At 56.6% G+C, this 17,240-nt stretch carries 15 protein-coding genes; 10 read left to right on the top strand and 5 right to left on the bottom strand.

What is annotated here, in order from left to right; genetic code table 11:
* The first annotated feature begins 4 nt into the window (after positions 1–4).
* From FFI95_RS02135 to FFI95_RS02120, 4 genes are read left to right on the top strand one after another with little or no spacing between them, the layout of a single operon-like run.
* Positions 5–1,153, top strand: coding sequence for an HDOD domain-containing protein (locus FFI95_RS02135; RefSeq protein ID WP_144820696.1), 1,149 nt, complete (start codon positions 5–7; stop codon positions 1,151–1,153).
* Positions 1,154–1,169: 16 nt separating this feature from the next.
* Positions 1,170–1,541: a response regulator gene (locus FFI95_RS02130; protein WP_144821419.1), complete on the top strand. Its 372-nt coding sequence runs from the start codon at positions 1,170–1,172 to the stop codon at positions 1,539–1,541.
* Between the two features lie 41 nt (positions 1,542–1,582).
* Positions 1,583–1,903 (top strand): DUF2288 domain-containing protein, encoded by a 321-nt coding sequence (locus tag FFI95_RS02125; RefSeq protein WP_144820695.1) that lies wholly within the window; start codon positions 1,583–1,585, stop codon positions 1,901–1,903.
* Positions 1,903–2,814 carry a LysO family transporter gene (locus tag FFI95_RS02120; RefSeq protein WP_144820694.1) on the top strand — a complete coding sequence of 304 codons (912 nt, stop codon included), beginning with the start codon at positions 1,903–1,905 and terminating at the stop codon, positions 2,812–2,814. Before FFI95_RS02125 ends, FFI95_RS02120 begins: the two co-directional genes overlap by 1 nt.
* Before the next feature lie 9 nt (positions 2,815–2,823).
* Here the strand turns inward: FFI95_RS02120 and FFI95_RS02115 are convergent, their stop codons facing one another.
* The gene (locus FFI95_RS02115; protein ID WP_144820693.1) at positions 2,824–3,633 is read right to left on the bottom strand and encodes a TatD family hydrolase; all 810 of its coding nucleotides are present in this window, start codon (positions 3,631–3,633) and stop codon (positions 2,824–2,826) included.
* Positions 3,634–3,793: 160 nt separating this feature from the next.
* Between FFI95_RS02115 and FFI95_RS02110 the strand changes: the two genes are divergently transcribed.
* Together FFI95_RS02110 and FFI95_RS02105 are read left to right on the top strand one after the other, a co-directional pair.
* A complete protein-coding gene (locus tag FFI95_RS02110; RefSeq protein WP_144820692.1) occupies positions 3,794–5,065 on the top strand; it encodes a D-amino acid dehydrogenase in 1,272 nt (423 codons plus the stop codon).
* A 2-nt stretch (positions 5,066–5,067) separates the two neighbouring features.
* Positions 5,068–6,294 carry a methyltransferase gene (locus tag FFI95_RS02105; RefSeq protein ID WP_246069338.1) on the top strand — a complete coding sequence of 409 codons (1,227 nt, stop codon included), beginning with the start codon at positions 5,068–5,070 and terminating at the stop codon, positions 6,292–6,294.
* Positions 6,295–6,340: 46 nt separating this feature from the next.
* Here the strand turns inward: FFI95_RS02105 and FFI95_RS02100 are convergent, their stop codons facing one another.
* On the bottom strand, positions 6,341–7,471 hold the full coding sequence (locus FFI95_RS02100; protein WP_144820690.1) for an OmpA family protein: 1,131 nt from the start codon (positions 7,469–7,471) through the stop codon (positions 6,341–6,343).
* Positions 7,472–7,646: 175 nt separating this feature from the next.
* Positions 7,647–9,929, bottom strand: coding sequence for an ATP-dependent helicase (locus tag FFI95_RS02095; RefSeq protein ID WP_144821418.1), 2,283 nt, complete (start codon positions 9,927–9,929; stop codon positions 7,647–7,649).
* 86 nt (positions 9,930–10,015) lie between these two features.
* Between FFI95_RS02095 and FFI95_RS02090 the strand changes: the two genes are divergently transcribed.
* The gene (locus FFI95_RS02090; protein WP_144820689.1) at positions 10,016–10,393 is read left to right on the top strand and encodes a DUF2237 family protein; all 378 of its coding nucleotides are present in this window, start codon (positions 10,016–10,018) and stop codon (positions 10,391–10,393) included.
* Positions 10,393–12,573, top strand: a complete 2,181-nt coding sequence (locus FFI95_RS02085) for a tRNA(Met) cytidine acetyltransferase TmcA (RefSeq protein WP_144820688.1) — start codon at positions 10,393–10,395, stop codon at positions 12,571–12,573. Before FFI95_RS02090 ends, FFI95_RS02085 begins: the two co-directional genes overlap by 1 nt.
* Positions 12,574–12,609: 36 nt before the next feature.
* Here FFI95_RS02085 and FFI95_RS02080 read toward each other — a convergent pair whose 3' ends face one another.
* Positions 12,610–13,713 carry an enoyl-CoA hydratase/isomerase family protein gene (locus tag FFI95_RS02080; RefSeq protein WP_144820687.1) on the bottom strand — a complete coding sequence of 368 codons (1,104 nt, stop codon included), beginning with the start codon at positions 13,711–13,713 and terminating at the stop codon, positions 12,610–12,612.
* 217 nt (positions 13,714–13,930) lie between these two features.
* Here FFI95_RS02080 and FFI95_RS02075 point away from each other — a divergent pair, with 217 nt between their 5' ends.
* Entirely contained in the window at positions 13,931–14,266 is a 336-nt protein-coding gene (locus tag FFI95_RS02075; protein WP_144820686.1) for a c-type cytochrome, read from the top strand.
* 25 nt (positions 14,267–14,291) lie between these two features.
* Here the strand turns inward: FFI95_RS02075 and ppnN are convergent, their stop codons facing one another.
* Positions 14,292–15,674 (bottom strand): nucleotide 5'-monophosphate nucleosidase PpnN, encoded by a 1,383-nt coding sequence (ppnN, locus tag FFI95_RS02070; RefSeq protein ID WP_144820685.1) that lies wholly within the window; start codon positions 15,672–15,674, stop codon positions 14,292–14,294.
* 111 nt (positions 15,675–15,785) lie between these two features.
* Here ppnN and thiI point away from each other — a divergent pair, with 111 nt between their 5' ends.
* Complete coding sequence (gene thiI / locus FFI95_RS02065) at positions 15,786–17,240, top strand: tRNA uracil 4-sulfurtransferase ThiI (RefSeq protein WP_144820684.1); 1,455 nt, start codon at positions 15,786–15,788, stop codon at positions 17,238–17,240.

Below are 17,240 nucleotides of genomic sequence, written 5' to 3'. Positions count from 1 at the left end.
CAGAATGTATGTACTGATACTGGAAGATGATGAGCTGGTAGGTGACCTTCTGGAGACAGTTGTCGCGAGCGCCTTGCCGGGCGCCAGCACAAAGCGGTTTACATTATTGCAGCTTGCGCTTGATAACTGGCAGGTACGGCAGGCAGACCTGGTTATTGCTGATTGGAACCTGCCGGATGGATCAGGGCTGGAGATGATTCGTGCTGTCCGGGAAACCGGTAGTGATATACCTGTGTTGGTAATCAGCGGACGTACAGACCGCGACTCTATTCTGGCCGCCGCGCACCTTGGAATCAGTGGCTACATCAGTAAGCCGTTCCGGGTAGATGAGTTGCATCGAAGACTGACTGAAATAGTGCCCGACCATGTCGCTTTAGGCCAGACTGTAAAAAACCTGGAAGAGAGAATGGAGGCCGCCTGTAATTCTGCAATTCAGCTGCCGGGTGAGATCGATACCAGCGACGTTCTGGCGCTTATGCAGAAACGTGACGGGCTTGATGCAATAACCCTTGCAGAGAACTGGAAGTCGCAGCCGGCCCTGAGCGCCAAAATGCTGAATGCAGCGAACAGCGCCTCCTTTCGCCGCTCAGGCACACCCGTTAAGACACTCAGAGAAGCAATACATGTGATTGGTATTGCAATGGCATTAAACCAGGCACTGGCGTTATCACTGGATATTGCAGGCAAGCTTGCCTGCCCGCAGTTGGCGGAGCGTGCCCGGGATGAAACACAGCAGGCGTTACGTGTTGCAGAGACAGCAAGCAGCCTGGCCCGCCGACTGGGGGACACGCCGGCGCCTTATTATACAGCCGGCTTGCTGAGCCGGGCAGGAGAGCTGGCAACGCTGAAGGTTTTGCAGAACCATTATAGTCAGGGCGGTGCACCGTCCGAGCCGGAATGTATTGATACGGCAATCACCAACTGGGCGGAAAGACTGGGTAACCGGATTAAAGTGCAGTGGCGTCTGCCGTTGGACCTCCGGGAGTTGATTGGTGCTGTGTATTTCCTGAGCCGGGATGAGGTCAGCCGTTCCAAGCTGATTATGCGAGCTTCGGCGTTGCAGGTGTCGGGGCGGGGGGACAGTCCGGAGTGCCACACATTGTTGCGAAGGCTGGGTATTGAGGGGCATAAAGGGGCGGGTAGTGCAGAATAATCACCTTAAGCGGATTATGATGGTTGAAGACGAACCGGATATTCGAACGGTCGCCGAACTGGCTCTGGAAAACATAGGCGGATTCGGACTGACAGCCTGTGAGTCGGGACAGCAAGCTCTGGAAAAGATAGATGAATGTCAGCCTCAGCTGATTATTCTCGATGTTATGATGCCGGGTATGGATGGTCCTTCCACATTGAAGGCTATCCGCCGTTTACCGGGCTACGCATCAACCCCTGTGGTGTTTATGACAGCAAAGGTTCAGGATGCCGAAATTGAGAGCTACCTTGCACAAGGTGCGGTGGCTGTTATTCCCAAACCCTTTGACCCCCTTACCCTGGCGGATCAGATAAGGGATATCTGGAATAAAACCTGTGCAATCAGTTAAGCTTGCGCCGGGTTACATTATCACTTTTACAACAGGTCTTTATGTCATCCTCTTCTGATACCGACGAAATAAAAGCCAGGCTCAACCTGGAAACATCCCGCATACGCTGGCATGAGCTGCAGACCTACTTTGCCCGGGGACAGGTTGTGCGGGTCGGGAAAACGCTGGATTTACTGGATGTGGCTGCGGAGCTAACCACGGATAACCGGGTGCTCTTTGAGCAGTGGCTTACATCAGGAGAGGTAGGGGAGGTATCACCTGATATCGCCCGGGCCTGGTACGATCGCGATGCTGAACTCTGGGCCGTGGTTGTGGCGCCCTGGGTGCTTGTACAGGACCGTTCAGACCCCTCGGTGCATTGATGTTCACCGGTGCCTTATTGATCCTTGCCCCGCTGTTTCTGGGTTTCGCCCTGTCCCTTGAGAACCGCCGGTTGATGACAGCTATTCATTATACGGTTCAGGGACTGGTTTACTTCATTCTGGCTTTGCTGGGGCTTGGGCTGGGGCAGATGGAAGGACTGACCGACCACCTCGGGACCATGGCCGGGCAGATGACAGCTCTCACGGTTGCGCTTTTTGTAGCGAATATGGTGGGCTTGTGGCTACTGCACCGCTGGCAACCCATGACACCCGAACAATGGGATGAGAGCACCGGCAGTACCGGTTATATGCGCTTGTTCATGGCCGCACTGAAACCGCTACTGGCATTGCTGGCCGGGTTGTTGGCAGGTTACTTCCTGCTACCCCGAATGCCTCTGGTGGATCAGATTGCAACCGGGTCGCTGATGCTGCTGTTGTTTCTTATTGGCCTGCAGTTGCGAAATGCCGGACTGTCGCTGCGCAAGCTGCTGACCAATACTCAAGGGCTCTGGATTGCACTAACGCTTGTAGCCAGTTCTTTGCTGGCCGGGATGTTACTGATCCCGGTGCTGGGGCTGCCCTGGCATGATGTGCTTGCTCTGGCGTCAGGGTTTGGCTGGTATTCGCTTTCGGGGATTGTCATCGGGGATGCCCTGGGGCCGGCATGGGGTGGTGTCGCGTTTCTGAACGATGTCATGCGTGAGATCATCGCCCTGGCAATCATTCCGCTGGTTATTGGCAGCAGCCCCGCCATGGCGATTGGCTATGGCGGGGCGACGTCCATGGACTTCACACTGCCGGTTATTCGTAGCAACGGTGGCCTCAGTTGCGTCCCCGTAGCCATAGCCTCGGGCTTTTTGCTGTCATTTCTGTCGCCGGTACTGATGGGCGTGTTCCTGTCCCTGGGCTAGAGCACTGGTTCACGCTGCCGGGAAAAATGTTTCCAGACTGTTCTGGTAGGTCTGGATAATGACGTCTTCCAGTGGCAGCTCCTTCACGGTCGCAATGTGTTCAGCAATGAAGGGCAGATAAAACGGAGCGTTTTCCCGACCGCGGTAGGGGACAGGGGTAAGAAAGGGCGCGTCCGTTTCCAGAAGGATCTGGCTGATGGGCGTCATGCGAACTATGTCCCGCACGTTCTCTGCTTTGTTAAAGGTGGTAATGCCGTTAAAGCCAAGGTTCCAGCCTTGCCCCAGAGCATACTCTGCAAGCCCCGGACCTGAAGTGAAGCTGTGGATAACGCCACGGCGCGTCAGAGATTGCTCAAACTCTTTGAGTATGGCAATGGTGTCGTCATCTGCATCGCGGCTGTGAATAACCACGGGTCGGTCAGTGTCGCAGGCAACCTGAAGCTGGCGGCGGAAAACCTCACGCTGGACGCTGCGGTCGGAATTGTCGTAGAAATAGTCCAGCCCGATTTCACCCACCGCCACGATTTTCTCGTCACGGGCATGGCGGCGGATTTCCGTTTCTACGGCATCGCTGTAGCTTTCCGCTTCATGGGGGTGAATGCCCTGGGTTCCGTAAATCCAGGGTGCCAGAGCACTGAGTTCACGTACCCGTGCCAGGTTGTCCGGGGCCACAGCGATTGTAATAACCCGTTCGATATTAACGCGTTGAGTCTGCTCCAGAGTGTCTTCCAGGGGGCGGTCCCTGAGGTAATCCAGGTGACAGTGAGTTTCGATAATCGGATGATTGAATACGGGAATCTCGCGACGTTTTTTACTCATGAACAGGTGCTAGGCTCCGTTACGGGCAAATTGTTTAATCACGGCTTTTCGACTTCAGGTGCTCAAGTTTACCAGTTGTCTCCTTGTTGGCCTACAGTGACCAGTAAGGGGTTTCCCGATGCTGAGCATTGCGCAGGTCTGATCCGCTATGGAGGTGCAGATGCACGTTGTTGTTATTGGGGGAGGTGTTGTAGGGGTCACTACGGCCTGGGAACTGAGGCGTCGAGGGCATCAGGTGACGGTGCTTGAGCGCCTGGACATGGCTGGCAGCGAAACCAGTAAAGGTAACGCGGCCCAACGCTCCTATGGTGTTGTCTACCCCTGGGCTGACCCAAGTATGGTTTTCAAGGCGCTGCCCTGGCTGGTTAAGCAGGACGGGCCTCTGAAACTGCGGGTACCGCCTTCTCTTGATGCGATTCGCTTCATGTTTCTGACGCTGCGTTACGCCTGGTCGCCCGGCCTGTTTGGCTTTAACAAGCGAGCCATGCTCCGCCTGGGTGTTCATTCCCGCAATCGTTTTCTGAAGCTGGAAGATGAATTGCAACTGAAGTTTGACGGTGACCACCGGGGGCTTCTGCACCTTGCCAGCACACCCGATGAGCTGGAAGAGCACAGGCGGACCCACCGGGTGCTCACTGAGATGGGAATTGAGTCGAGGCTGCTGACACCAGAACAAGTGTATGAAGCAGAGCCGGGGATGGCGCGGGGCGGGCCGCTATGCGGTGCCCTGAGTTATGATACCGACGGCACCGGCGATTGCCATCTGTTTACCCGGGAACTCGCCAGAGCTTGCGAGGACAAGGGGGTGCGTTTTCGCTATAACGTTCAGGCAGAGCGGCTGATCGCCGGAGCCGATTTGGTGGAATCGGTTGTTTTGCGCAATGAAAGCGGCCAGCAGGAAACCCTGGCCGCGGATGCTTTTGTGGTCAGCGCGGGCTGCTGGTCGCCGGAGCTGGTCCGGCCTTTGGGGCTGAAGCTGCCAGTGTATCCGATCAAGGGGTACAGCATTACGGTGCCCCTGAGAAACCCGGATAATGCACCTGCCTCCACGATTCACGATGATAATTATAAAGTTGTCTCCACACGCCTGGGTGATCGTTTGCGTGCTACCGGCTTTGTGGAACTGGCGGACTTCAACCGGGATATTCCCGACGCCCGTATTGCCACGATTCGCAAATCCGTCGAGTCCCGCTATCCGGGCTGTGCAGACCTGAGCGCAGCAGAAACCTGGACCGGCTTTCGCCCCATGACGCCGGATGGCCCCGCCATCATTGGCCGCGGCCCACGTCATAATCTTTACCTCAACACGGGGCACGGTACCTTTGGCTGGACTTTTTGTGCCGGCAGCGCGGATGTGATTGCCCAGGTCATTGATGGAGAAGAACCCGCGGTTTGCCTGGATGCCTTCCGGCCGGGGCGTTATCAGGAGTGAGCGTGCGCCAGAGCGCTGAAGACTTCTACTCAACGTGGCAGGCGCTTAATGACTGGCTGGTTCAGCATCAGGCGGTGTGGCAACCAGCCCCGTTTACCGAGCCCCGGCCGGCATGGGCGCGCCACTACCCGGAGCTGGCAGACTGGCTGAAAGGGCTTACCAACGCCGACTGTGCCGAGCTGGATGCCGACCCTGTGATGTTGTCGGAGATTGCGTCCCGGTATGTACCCGAGCTGGCTCTGTACCCGCAAATGGTGAGCGTATCCGGGCAACCTCCGGGAGCTGCCGAGATGATGGCAGCAACATTGCCTGAAGTCAGGGCAACGGATATGCCAGGGCGAAAAAGAGAGCAGGCCGGTGCTTTTGTGGCTGCGCTGAAGCCATTGCAGCAATCAATGCTGGACTGGTGTTGTGGCAAGGGGCATTTATCCCGAACCCTCGCTGCTCAAAGCCATAATAACGTTGTGGGTTATGAGAAGAACCCGGAACTGGTGGCTGACGGCAATCGGCTTGCCAGGCGTTATCAGGATGCCGTTCAGATTCACGCTCAGGATGTCATGGCGAATCACCTTGTTCTTCCGGGTGATAGCCATGCACTGGCCCTGCATGCCTGTGGCGACCTTCACCGGCATTTGCTGAAACAGGGAGCCGCTGCGGCATTGCCCCGGCTGAGTGTCTCCCCTTGCTGTTACCACAAAACCTTCGCCGGGCCTTACCAGACCCTCTCACAGCGTACCGGTGCGTACCCGAACCGGCTGGTGCCTGAGCGTCAGGACCTGCGGCTGGCGGTTCGGGAAACCGTTACCGCGCCCAGCCGGGCCAGAGTTCAAAACCGCGTGTTAAGCCAGTGGCGGCTTGGCTTTGATGGTTTGCAGCGTGACCTGCGGGGTGTTGATGAATATTTGCCAGTGCCTTCATACCCGCCCCGGTTGCTTGGGGAGGGTTTTCCCGCATTTTGCCATTGGGCGGCGGATAAAAAACACCTTGGCCTGCCGGCTGTTTCCGATTTCAATTACTGGCTTTCCTATGGCAGGCAGAGATATGACGAGGTCCGGCGTTATGAGCTTCTCCGGCACCTGTTTCGCCGGCCACTCGAGCTGTGGGTGGTTCTGGATTATGCCGTATTTCTAGAAGAACAGGGCTATCAGGTACAACTGAGTCAGTTCTGTGCCCGGTCACTGACGCCCAGAAATCTGTTATTGGATGCCGTAAAGAAGAAAGGCGCCTGAGCGGCGCCTTTCTTGATATCACGTAAGATTCGGGTCTGTATCCGGCTTAGCGGTTGACCTGAATACGTGCTTCTACACGACGGTTTTCAGCGCGGCCTGCGGCTGTCTGGTTAGACGCCACCGGCTCTTCTTCACCGTAACCCATAGCGCTTACTTTGGCCGGATCCACACCCAGTGGGCCTGTCAGGCGGCCGGCCACAGCTTCTGCACGGCGCTGTGAAAGGGACTTGTTGTAGCTTGCTTTACCGCTGCTGTCGGAGTGCCCGGCGATTTCTACAACCGTTTCAGGGTTTTCTTTGAGGAAGTCTGCAACACGGCGAATTTCCGCATCATAAACGTCACTGATCTCTGCGCTGTTGAGGGGGAACTGAACTTCAATCGTAAAGGTCTCGATAGTTTCAGTAACACCTTCGCAGCCGGTTTCGTCAACGACAGCGCCTGCGGCAGTGTCCGGGCACTGGTCCTGGCTGTCTACAACACCGTCGTTGTCGCTATCAAGCTCGCAGCCAGTGCTGTCAACGGCTACGCCGGCAGGAGTGTCGGGGCACTGGTCACGGGAATCAGGTACGCCGTCATTGTCGCTATCGACGGGTGCGGGCTCGGGCGCCGGAGCTGGCGATTTGCTGCCAACCGTGCGGTTAAAGGCAAAGCTGATGCCGAGGGATACCTGGGTATCAAAGGTGCTTTCATCGATGCCGTGGAACTCACGCAGGTCACCCCGAAGAGAAATGGAGTCGTTCACGTTATAACGCACACCTGTGCCCACGTTTACACGGGTTTCATCGTGATTGGTGCCGGCAGTACGCACACCGCTGGAGTCGTTTACGCCAAAGTCAGCATGGCCGGCACCCAGAGAGACATACGGGTTCCAGGTTTCTTCCTGGCCGGCAAAGTAATAGGTGCCATCTACACGGATTTCTTCAAAATCAGAAGAACCGGATTTATATTTACGGTCTGCATCGGCCCTGGAGTACATGGCTTCAATTGCCCAGTTAGGCATAAAACGGTATTCCAGGCCTACACCGAAGGTGCCGGACTCGCTCAGATCCCGGGCGTCATCAAACAGCTGATAGCCGGCAAAAGGCGTGATGTAAACGGTTTCCTTGCGCTCAGCCAGCGCCGGGGCGGCCAGGGTACTGGCAATGGCTGCCACCGCGATTGGGCGTACGAGATTCATGCAGAACTCCTCTTCTTTTCGATTTTCGTGAAAAATGTGGATTTATTTAAATAATCGATAGCATCATAACAACATAACTTAATTCAGCCAGTTACAAAAAACAAAGAATTGAGCAAAAACGTTACATCAGCAAATGTACGTGTTGATTCACAGGCCCACCGTGCTGGCACGTCTTTTACTGAGCTGGAAGGCTGAAATACAGGTGCGCACTTTTTTTGCTGAAGTGCATTTTTTCACCGCTGACAAAGTGCACTTCAAAGGACGTTTCGTCTTCGGAAATGACCCGTCCGATACCAAAAATGCTGTGTGTCAGCGTTGTCTGATGCCACAAAGGCGAAGTTCCAGGGTCGCTTTGCTTCTGTGCTTTGCCTTCAAGCGTGACCTCCTCCCGTGCGGCGTATCGCAGGCTGACCGGCGTTACCGGGGATTTCAGTGTCAGTGAGTCCACAGAGTCCGGCCCCCGTTTATCCAGCCAGTCGCCGAGTTCACTGGCCAGGTTAAAGCAGCATTCTTCGACAAACCGGCTGGGTCCCTGGTCGCCGTCCAGGTGAGGCTGCCTGCTCTGTGGTCGGGTAATCAGGTGCAGTGTTTTCCGGGTGCGTGTCATGGCGACATACAGCAGCCTCCGCTCGCTTTCCAGCGAGGCCCGGGCATCGTCCTGGGGTCTGGGGCTGTGGGGCAGATACTTTTCCTGCAGCCCGGGTATGATAACCCTTGGCCACTCCAGCCCCTTGGTGCGATGTATGGTGGAAAGCAGTACGCCTTCGTCGGAGGTGTTCTCTCTGGCCTTGTGTTGCAGGGTTTTAAGGTGCTCAAGAGCGCCTGTTGCATCAACATCCAGGCCTTTCAGATATTCACGGAAGCCGCGAATTGTATCTATGCGCTCTTCGGCACTGTCATGGGTCAGCGCCAGGCTGCGAACGCCTTCATACAGTTCTGTGTGCTCGGCGTAAACCGTGACCAGACCTGCCGCAGGGCCGGAATATCCGCGTAACTGTTCCAGTACCTCGCCCAGCCGACGCAGTTTACGTGCAGCCATAGGTGCCAGGGCCCCGAAATCCAGTGCCAGCAAGCGCGCATGCCAGCCGCTGGAAAATCCTGACAGAAACCGTGCCAGCTGCTCCAGCTCCGGTTCCTTGAGGCCCACATGGGGAAAGCGCAAAAGTTGCCGGGCCAGGTCCAGCCGGTCCTCCTCCGGCAGCTTTTCCAGCGTGCCGGACACCACTTTCAACAGGGCTGATATGGCCTGAACCTCACGGCTGAACAGGGCGCCTTTCCCGGCATCAATGCGATAGGGAATTTGCCGTGCCAGCAGCCTGAGTTCAATGGGTACGCTCTGGCTCCAGACCCGGAACAGTATGGCGGTATCTGACAGCGCTATGTCTGTTTCCTGATCCAGTATCTGCAACACAGTGCCGGCGTCATTTTCGGTTCGGTGCAGGGTTGTCCCGGTCGCGGGCGTGGAAGGATGGGAGTGGCACAGAACATCCCTGCGACCGGTGTTGTGACAAATCAGGTGGTTGGCCAGCAGGGCAACACGGTGGCCGTAACGGAACGTATAGCTCAGTGTTTGTTCCAGCGGGCTTTCAAACTCATCACTGAAACGCTTCAGAATGAACTCGGGCTTTGCGCCACGGAATTCATAAATGGTCTGGTCCGGGTCCCCTACTACAGTCACCCGGGCACGGTCACCGGCAACGTAACGCAGCAGCAGGTGCTGAATTTCGTTGGTGTCCTGATATTCATCCACCAGAATCAGATCCATCTTGTTGCCCACCAGTCGCTGCAGGGGCGGATTCTGATGAATCGCCATCACCGGCTCGTACAGCATGTCTGCAAAACTGATCCGGCTGTGCCCTTTGCGCCATTGCTCAAAGCTGTGAAACAGGTCAATCAGATACCGGTGTTTTTCCGAATAGCCCAGCTCCTCAAACACCACATCTGCCGGTGACAGGGTGGTCTTTACCAGGTCTATGAAGCCGGTGGCGGTTTCCACGAAATCTTTCTTGTTGCGCCGGATTTCATCCCCCAGCTCCTCCGGTGCCAGTCGCCGCGTTAACAGCCAGGTCTGGAAGCTGATCTCTTGCTCGGTCAGGATGTTTTCAGAAAAGCCGGGCAGGTAGCCTTCTTTCACAAAACGCTTGTACAGACGCAGCCCCATGGCATGGTAAGTGCGTATTTCCGGCAGCACCAGCCCGCTCTGGTGACATACGTCTTGCAGTTTGCGCCCGAAATCCATCCGGGCACTGCGGTTGAACATAAGCACCAGCATGCGCGCGGGATCATGCCCCTGCTGCAACAGATAGCGAATGCGCCAGGCCAGAGTGGAGGTTTTACCACTGCCGGCGACGGCAGTAATCACCGAGTGTTCGTAGCCGGCGGTAATAATCGCCCGCTGCTCATCGGTGAGAAAACCGGGAAGATCCAGGGTACGGGAGTCGGGGGTATGGGTTGGCATAGAGGCTATTGTACTGGCCAACTGGCAGTGCGGGTACCTGTATCGTTAACATGGGCGTTTAACTTCCAACGCCGGAGAGACTGGATATGCAAATTGAAGAACCGATTAATGTGCTGGGTGAGAAGCTGGAAACCTGCGGCACGGATCCACAAACCGGGTTTTACCGCGATGGCTGCTGTAATACGGGCCCGGAGGATCACGGCTCCCATACGGTCTGCGTGGTGATGACGGATGAATTTCTGGCGTTCTCCAAAGCCCGTGGCAATGACCTCAGTACCCCAGTGCCGGCATTCGGTTTTCCGGGACTCAAGGCCGGAGATGGCTGGTGCCTGTGCGCCGACCGCTGGCAGGAAGCGTATGAAGCCGGCAGCGCACCCAGAGTGCGGTTGCTTGCGACCCATCAGAACGCTTTGCAAAGCTGTACACTGGAAAGCCTGAAATCCCATGGCGTAGACCTCAGCTGATGAGTCCTGCAATAGCAGCACCTGCTGCGGATGCCTGGCGCGCGTTCCAGGTCGGCCTTGCTGCCCGGGGTGAGCGTCGGTTGGTGCTGCTGGAAGGCGAGCGGGAGGCGGCCTTACAGTGGTTGCGATCACTCTTGCCGTCTCTGGAGTTTGCAAGTGGACTCTGGGCCGGGAAAACAGCCGATGTGGCTGACCACCGACTGACCGCTATTGAGCCGGCCAGGGCCCGGCAGTGGCTGGGGCGTGAAACGTCTCTGATCGTGTGGGATGGCTGGTGTGGCAACCCTCCGGATGCACTGGCAGCTCTGGCAGGCACGCTGAAGGCAGGCGGGTTGTTATTCTGGCTGATGCCGCCGCTGGATGAATGGAAACACTTTGCTGACCCGGATTATGAGCGAACCGGGCTTGATCACGGCCGGGCACATCCATTTGCTGAACGCATGGCAGGCATCCTGGCCAAGGCGTCTTCTGTTGTTCGCATCCGGCCGGACACGGTGGAAGCACCGAGTCTTCCAAAGAGCCCGGGAACAACCCCGGCCTTCACGGTGACCACAACCCCGGACCAGCAAGAACTGATACGCAAACTGGTGTCCTTTGGACAGGGGCGCCGGCGCCGGCCGCTGGTAGTAACCTCCGATCGTGGGCGGGGTAAGTCCGCAGCGCTGGGCATGGCCGCAGCGCAATTATTACAACAGGGGCGCAGGCAAGTTCTGGTGACTGCGCCCTCAAGAGATAATGTGAACGCCCTGTTCAGGCATGCCCGGGAAAGCCTGGGTGAAGAGGTATTTCAGGCCAGTGATGACAGCATAGAAACCGTGGCCGGAGCATGGCTGCGGTTTCTGCCGGTGCGGGATCTGCTTCAGGAAAAGCCGGAGGCAGAAGTTGTTCTGGTGGACGAGGCAGCCGCGATTCCGGTTTCACTGTTGAAGCGGGTGCTTCTGGGATGGCCCCGGGTTGCGTTCGCTTCAACGGTCCACGGCTATGAAGGGGCCGGGCGCGGGTTTGCTATTCGTTTCCGACAAGTCCTTGATCAGGCGACCCCCCATTGGCAGTTGCAGACACTTTCACAGCCGGTGCGCTGGTCCGCTGAGGACCCATTGGAGCCATTGATCTCCAGACTTTTCTTGCTTGCGGCTGACCACAGCCCTGCGAAGTTGCGACAGGCAGACGCAGAGGCGGTCATGATTGCACCCTGGTGGCCGGGAGAGGCCTCCGAGGCAGAGTTATCCGACGCATTCGGCTTGCTGGTAGAGGCTCATTACCGGACAACGCCGGCAGACCTGAGGCAATGGATGGATGATCCGGCCGCCCGAAGCTGGCGGGCTTCCATAAACGGAAGGACGGTCGGTATTCTCTGGGGGGCTGTGGAAGGCGGTCTGAATGAGGCGCTGGCAGAACAGGTGGCCAGCGGCAAACGCAGGGTTAGGGGGCACCTGCTGCCTCAGTCCCTGGCCAGTCACAGTGGCTTCCCGGAAGCGGCCAGCCAGCGTGGTCTGAGGATTATCCGTATCGCGGTAACGCCCCGGGCGCGACACCTTGGTATTGGTCGTCGGCTGGTGGCTGCTGCAGTCAACAATGCCGGGGAAACAGGTCTGGATTTTACCGGCACCAGCTTTGGTGGCAGCCCCGGGTTGTACGCTTTCTGGGCCTCGTGTGGCCTCTCATTTGTACGCATCGGTTTACAGCAGGAGGCAACCAGTGGGGAGTACCCGCTACAAATGGTGCGCGCCCAAAGCAACCGGGGAATAAAGCTGATTCAGCAGGCGGGAGCGCGACTGGCGCAGCACTGGCCGGTTCTGGTACCGCTGAACTGGCGCGACCTGGAGCCGGAACTGCTGCTGCGTATGACTTCTGATCTGGCCACCCGGGAACCAGAAGAGCGCTGGCCAGACAGTGCAGATATCAGGGATTTACAGAACTTTGGACGTGGCCACCGGGGCTTTAAACTGATGGTGCCGGTGTTGCGGAGTCTCAGTCTGACCCCGGAGTTTACAGGCTGGCTGCGTACTCAGGATGCAGCGGGGCTCTGGTGTCGTGCGGTTGTGCAGGGCTGGAGCTGGTCTGAGATGCAGGCGCAGGGGCTGTGCTCAGGCCAGCGTAATGGCGAAGATCAGTTGCGCGCTGTTGTTCGTGACTTCATGGAAAACGGCCCGGGGTGTGAGCCGTTTGCTGTAGTGTAGCCAGGGCCGGATTTTGAAAAGTACCCTGGCTGTGTATTATTCCAGCTGCATGGGATCAGAGTAATCGTTCCATACGGGCAGGAAATGGGCCTCAATAACGGCTTCAGGCACATCCTCGATACGCTCAAAAGACCATTGCGGACTCTGGTCGCGATCAATCAGCCGGGCTCTGATGCCTTCGGTCAGGTCAGGTCTGCGGACACACTCCCAGACCATTGCCAGCTCCATTCGGAACACATCCTTCAGCGGCATTTGCTGGGCTTTTCTGAGCTGATTCCAGACCAGCCATGCCGAGACCGGACAACCTCCTTTCAGCGACTGTATGCAGGTCTGCCACCACTGGCCTTCAAGGCGGGCCGCCAGCAACTGATCCACTATTTCAGGAAGGTCCGTGCCGGCACACAGCCTTGCTATGTTTCTTTCGTGCAGCGCCAGGTCGCTGGCTGGCAGTGTCCGGTAGTCAGAAACCTCAAGTTGCCTGAGGAGTTGAATCAGACGATTGTCATCCGCCGCTTTATGTCCGCTCCAGCGTTCATTCTGCAATCGCGTCACAACACTCTGTTTGTCTTCTGACGGTAAAGCAGCATCTGCCAGCCCGACACGCAGTGCGTCTGTTACATTCAGGCGGGCGCCGGTTAGCCCCATGAACAGGCCAAGGCGCCCCGGCAAACGGTTCAGAAACCAGCTGGCACCCACATCCGGAAACAGGCCGATAGACGCTTCAGGCATGGCCAGGGTGGCGCCAGGTGTCAGCAGACGGTAACGACAGGCAGAAAATAGCCCCAAGCCTCCGCCCATGATAATACCGTGCCCCAGAGCAATGACAGGTTTAGGAAACCTGTGCAGCGTGTAGTCCAGTTCGTACTCATGCCTGAACACACTGAAAGCGCCCTGGGGGTCTGCAGTTCCCGTTAAGGCGTTGTACAACTCCCGTATGTCTCCGCCGGCGCAGAAACTTTTCGTTCCGGCTCCCTGAATAAGAATAATGCAGATGCGGTCGTCGACAGCCCAGCGTTCAAGGCTGTTCCTGATGGTGACAATCATCTCCTCAGAGAGTGCGTTCAGGGCGGCTGGGTTATTCAGTGTCAACAGGCCTATATGGCCTTCGCGACAGGGGAGTTCCTCAACCTCTACAGACATGAAAAGAGTCTCCGGAGCGGTAAAAATCTTGAATGAGGTATTTGTTCGTACTGTTTCAGTCTTCAAAAAGCAGTAAAACAGTGCCTACGTCGAAATGATTGCCTTGATCTATAACATTTGCGCTCTGGCGCTGCTGTGCTATAAGTTCCGACCAGATTTTATCTGGTGCATTTTGCCGGTTATTCAAACTTAAAATGAAGTTGAGAGGGTAAACATAATGAATCTTAAACACTACGCTGTTGCAGGCCTTTTTGCACTGAGCGCCACTGTACCTGCAGTAGCTTCCGCTGCCGGTGATGCGGAAGCCGGCAAGGCAAAAGCAGCGGTTTGTGCGGCTTGCCATGGTCAGAACGGGATCGCGCAGATTCCAATGTACCCGAACCTGGCAGGTCAGCACGAGCAGTACCTGGCATCGTCCCTGAAAGCTTACAAAAACGGCCAGCGCAAGGGTGGCCAGGCCGCCATTATGCAGGGTCAGGCAGCAGCCCTCAGTGATGAGGACATTGCCAACCTGGCCGCTTATTTCGCAAGCCTTCCCGCCGACGGCGAATAAGTCAGGGTGATTCCGACACAGCAGCTCAGGCTGCTGTGTCGATGATGCGATAGCTGGGACGGTAAGCTGAGGTGCCCGGCAGTTTCATGCGGTTCTGGGCAACAAACTGCTCCAGCATGGATTCAAGCGGTTTGATAAGCGTTGGGTCCCCGGTAATTTCAAACGGCCCTCTTTCCTGCACTTTACGGATACCACCTTCCTTCACATTTCCTGCCACAATACCGCTGAATGCCTTTCTCAGGTTAGCGGCAATCAGATGGGTTGGCTGATCACGGTGCAACTCCAGAGCGCGCATGTTTTCATGGTCGGGCTCGAATGGCAGTTGAAATACCGGATCAATTTTCAGCACCCAGTTGAAATAATACGCATCCTGCATCGCCCGGCGGAAGGTTTCGACACGTTTCATTCCCTTCTTCATGGTTTGTGCCACACGCACCGGGTCATCAATGATGATTTCGTACTTATCAGCCGCTTTATCTCCGAGTGCGTTGCGAATGAACTTGTCGATCATTTCGAAATACTCGGCGTTTTCCTGTGTGCCGGTGAACACAACCGGAAAGGGCAGGTCGGCGTTGTCCGGGTGTAAGAGAATGCCCAGCAGGTAGAGAATTTCCTCAGCAGTGCCTACGCCCCCCGGGAAAACAATCACGCCGTGGCCGCAACGGACAAAAGCTTCCAGACGCTTTTCAATGTCCGGCATAATGATCAGTTCATTAACGATAGGGTTGGGCGACTCAGCACCAATGATGCCTGGCTCTGTAATGCCGATATAGCGGCCATTTTTTACACGTTGTTTGGCATGTCCTATGGTTGCACCCTTCATCGGGCCCTTCATGGCTCCCGGGCCACAGCCGGTGCATATGCTGAGCTCACGCAGACCCAGTTGATGGCCAACCTCTTTACTGTACTGGTATTCCTGATCACTGATGGAGTGGCCACCCCAGCATACGATCAGATCCGGCTGGCGGCCGGGCTGGAGTGCCCTGGCGTTGCGCAAAATGTGAAACACCGTGTTGGTGAGGTCATCAGGCTGGGTGCTGTTGCGAAGCGGTGCAAACTTGGGTGACGCGTGGGTATAAATAATGTCCCGCAGAACCGAGAACAGGTGCTCGCGATTTGCTCTGAGCATTTCATTATCCACAAACGCATGGGCCGGTGCGTTGATTAACTCAAGCTTCAGCCCTCGGGGCTGGGGTATCAGGTGTATATCAAAATCCGGATGGGCCCGCATCAGGTCCTGGCAGTCATCCGTTATAATCCCCGTATTCAGAACGGCCAGTGCACACTGACGGAAAAGCCGGTACAAGCCGCCCGCATTTCTGTTCTTGAGCAGATTAACTTCGTAATTGGAGAGTATTTCCAGGCTGCCTTCCGGTGACACGAGGGCATTGATGGTGGATCCTGACATAAGCGATTGAGCTCCTGAGTGTTGCAGTAATACCCGGTTTTGAGGCCTGGGCGTCAAACCGGTAAACTAAATGCTTCCCTGATCATACACCATTCTACGAAATACCCATTTATGAAACTGCTGATCCGTCCTGCCCCGGAAGTTGCCATTAAGAGTAAGCCCGTTCGTCGCCAACAGATGCGCCATCTGCGTCAAAATGTTCGTAAACTTCTCGCCCGGCTGGACCGCGATATAGTCGTAAGTGGTAGCTGGGACAGGGTCGATGTTGAGGTACCCGCAGGCCGGGGGCTTGAGGGTATGGCCGTCGATGAGCTTTCGCGCATACCCGGCATTTCGACCATCCAGGAAATTACCGTATTCCCTCTTGTCAGCCTTGAGGATATCGCGGAAAAAACAGTAGCAGCCTATGCAGGCCGTCTTGATGGCAAGTCCTTTGCTGTCCGGGCCAGGCGTCATGGGGAGCATGACTTTACCTCGGCTGATATTCAGCGTCTGGTTGGTGGTGCGTTGATGCAATCCGCTGCATCTGCCCGCGTTGATCTGCGCTCACCTGAGGTGGAGGTGCGTCTCGAGGTGCGCGATAAGCAGTTCCATATTGCACATCGTCGGCATCGCGGTCTTGGGGGATACCCTCTGGGCAGTGTGGAGAATGTGATAACACTGGTCTCCGGCGGATACGACTCGTCCGTAGCGGCCTATCTGATGCTGCGCCGTGGTCTGCGCAGTCACTACCTGTTTTTTAACCTTGGGGGCGTGGCTCACGAGGTAGGCGTGCGTCAGGTGGTCCACTATTTGTGGGATCGTTATGGTGCTTCCCACGGGGCCAGGTTTATCTCTGTGCCCTTTGAGGGTGTGGTGGAAGAGATTATGAGGTCGGTTGGACACCGGCACTGGGGAGTGGTGCTGAAACGGCAAATGCTTAAGGCCGCCAGCGACATTTCGCGACACAGCAACGCCACCGGGCTGGTAACCGGCGATGCAGTGGCGCAGGTATCAAGCCAGACCCTGACCAACCTGAATGTGGTCGACCGGGCCAGTGATGAAGTCGTGCTGCGTCCGCTGATTGCGATGGATAAAGAGTCCATTATCAATATTGCCCGGGAAATAGGGACAGAGCCATACGCCCGCACCATGCCTGAGTACTGCGGTGTGATTTCCCAGAAGCCGGCAACGCGCGCTCACCTGAGCCGGGTAGAGGCAGACGAAGCCGCCATGGACCCTGCAGTCCTGGCCCGCGCCATAGAGGCACGCACGGTAACGTCCGTGGCTGACTTGCTGGAAACGACCACCACGCCTGAAGATGTTGAGCTGGTGGCAACTCCGGCGGTGGAGGATGTGGTTATCGACGTTCGCCATCCGGCAGAAGCAGAGCAGTCACCGCTTCAGCTTACAGGTAACGAGGTGCTGCAGATTCCGTTTTATGAATTGGGCCGCCGCATCGCGGATTTGTCTGGTAGCCGTCAGTACCTTCTGTATTGCGATCGAGGCACCATGAGCCGAATGCATGCGGTGAACCTGAAAGCCGACGGGCACGCAAACATAAAAGTCTACGCGCCCGGGCAATAA

It is taken from the genome of Marinobacter piscis (assembly GCF_007671655.1).
GTDB lineage: Bacteria > Pseudomonadota > Gammaproteobacteria > Pseudomonadales > Oleiphilaceae > Marinobacter > Marinobacter piscensis.
The sequence above is the reverse complement of the archived record's forward strand: the minus strand, read 5'-3'. Positions and strand labels throughout refer to the sequence as shown.

What these genes read in the sequence shown, in the direction of transcription:
- FFI95_RS02110 (WP_144820692.1), top strand. Translation starts at nt 3,794, where the DNA reads ATGCACGTTGTTGTTATTGGGGGAGGTGTTGTAGGGGTCACTACGGCC.
- FFI95_RS02125 (WP_144820695.1), top strand. Translation starts at nt 1,583, where the DNA reads ATGTCATCCTCTTCTGATACCGACGAAATAAAAGCCAGGCTCAACCTG.
- FFI95_RS02130 (WP_144821419.1), top strand. Translation starts at nt 1,170, where the DNA reads ATGATGGTTGAAGACGAACCGGATATTCGAACGGTCGCCGAACTGGCT.
- FFI95_RS02085 (WP_144820688.1), top strand. Translation starts at nt 10,393, where the DNA reads ATGAGTCCTGCAATAGCAGCACCTGCTGCGGATGCCTGGCGCGCGTTC.
- FFI95_RS02100 (WP_144820690.1), bottom strand. Translation starts at nt 7,471, where the DNA reads ATGAATCTCGTACGCCCAATCGCGGTGGCAGCCATTGCCAGTACCCTG.
- FFI95_RS02090 (WP_144820689.1), top strand. Translation starts at nt 10,016, where the DNA reads ATGCAAATTGAAGAACCGATTAATGTGCTGGGTGAGAAGCTGGAAACC.
- FFI95_RS02120 (WP_144820694.1), top strand. Translation starts at nt 1,903, where the DNA reads ATGTTCACCGGTGCCTTATTGATCCTTGCCCCGCTGTTTCTGGGTTTC.
- thiI (WP_144820684.1), top strand. Translation starts at nt 15,786, where the DNA reads ATGAAACTGCTGATCCGTCCTGCCCCGGAAGTTGCCATTAAGAGTAAG.
- FFI95_RS02075 (WP_144820686.1), top strand. Translation starts at nt 13,931, where the DNA reads ATGAATCTTAAACACTACGCTGTTGCAGGCCTTTTTGCACTGAGCGCC.
- FFI95_RS02080 (WP_144820687.1), bottom strand. Translation starts at nt 13,713, where the DNA reads ATGTCTGTAGAGGTTGAGGAACTCCCCTGTCGCGAAGGCCATATAGGC.
- FFI95_RS02115 (WP_144820693.1), bottom strand. Translation starts at nt 3,633, where the DNA reads ATGAGTAAAAAACGTCGCGAGATTCCCGTATTCAATCATCCGATTATC.
- FFI95_RS02135 (WP_144820696.1), top strand. Translation starts at nt 5, where the DNA reads ATGTATGTACTGATACTGGAAGATGATGAGCTGGTAGGTGACCTTCTG.
- ppnN (WP_144820685.1), bottom strand. Translation starts at nt 15,674, where the DNA reads ATGTCAGGATCCACCATCAATGCCCTCGTGTCACCGGAAGGCAGCCTG.
- FFI95_RS02095 (WP_144821418.1), bottom strand. Translation starts at nt 9,929, where the DNA reads ATGCCAACCCATACCCCCGACTCCCGTACCCTGGATCTTCCCGGTTTT.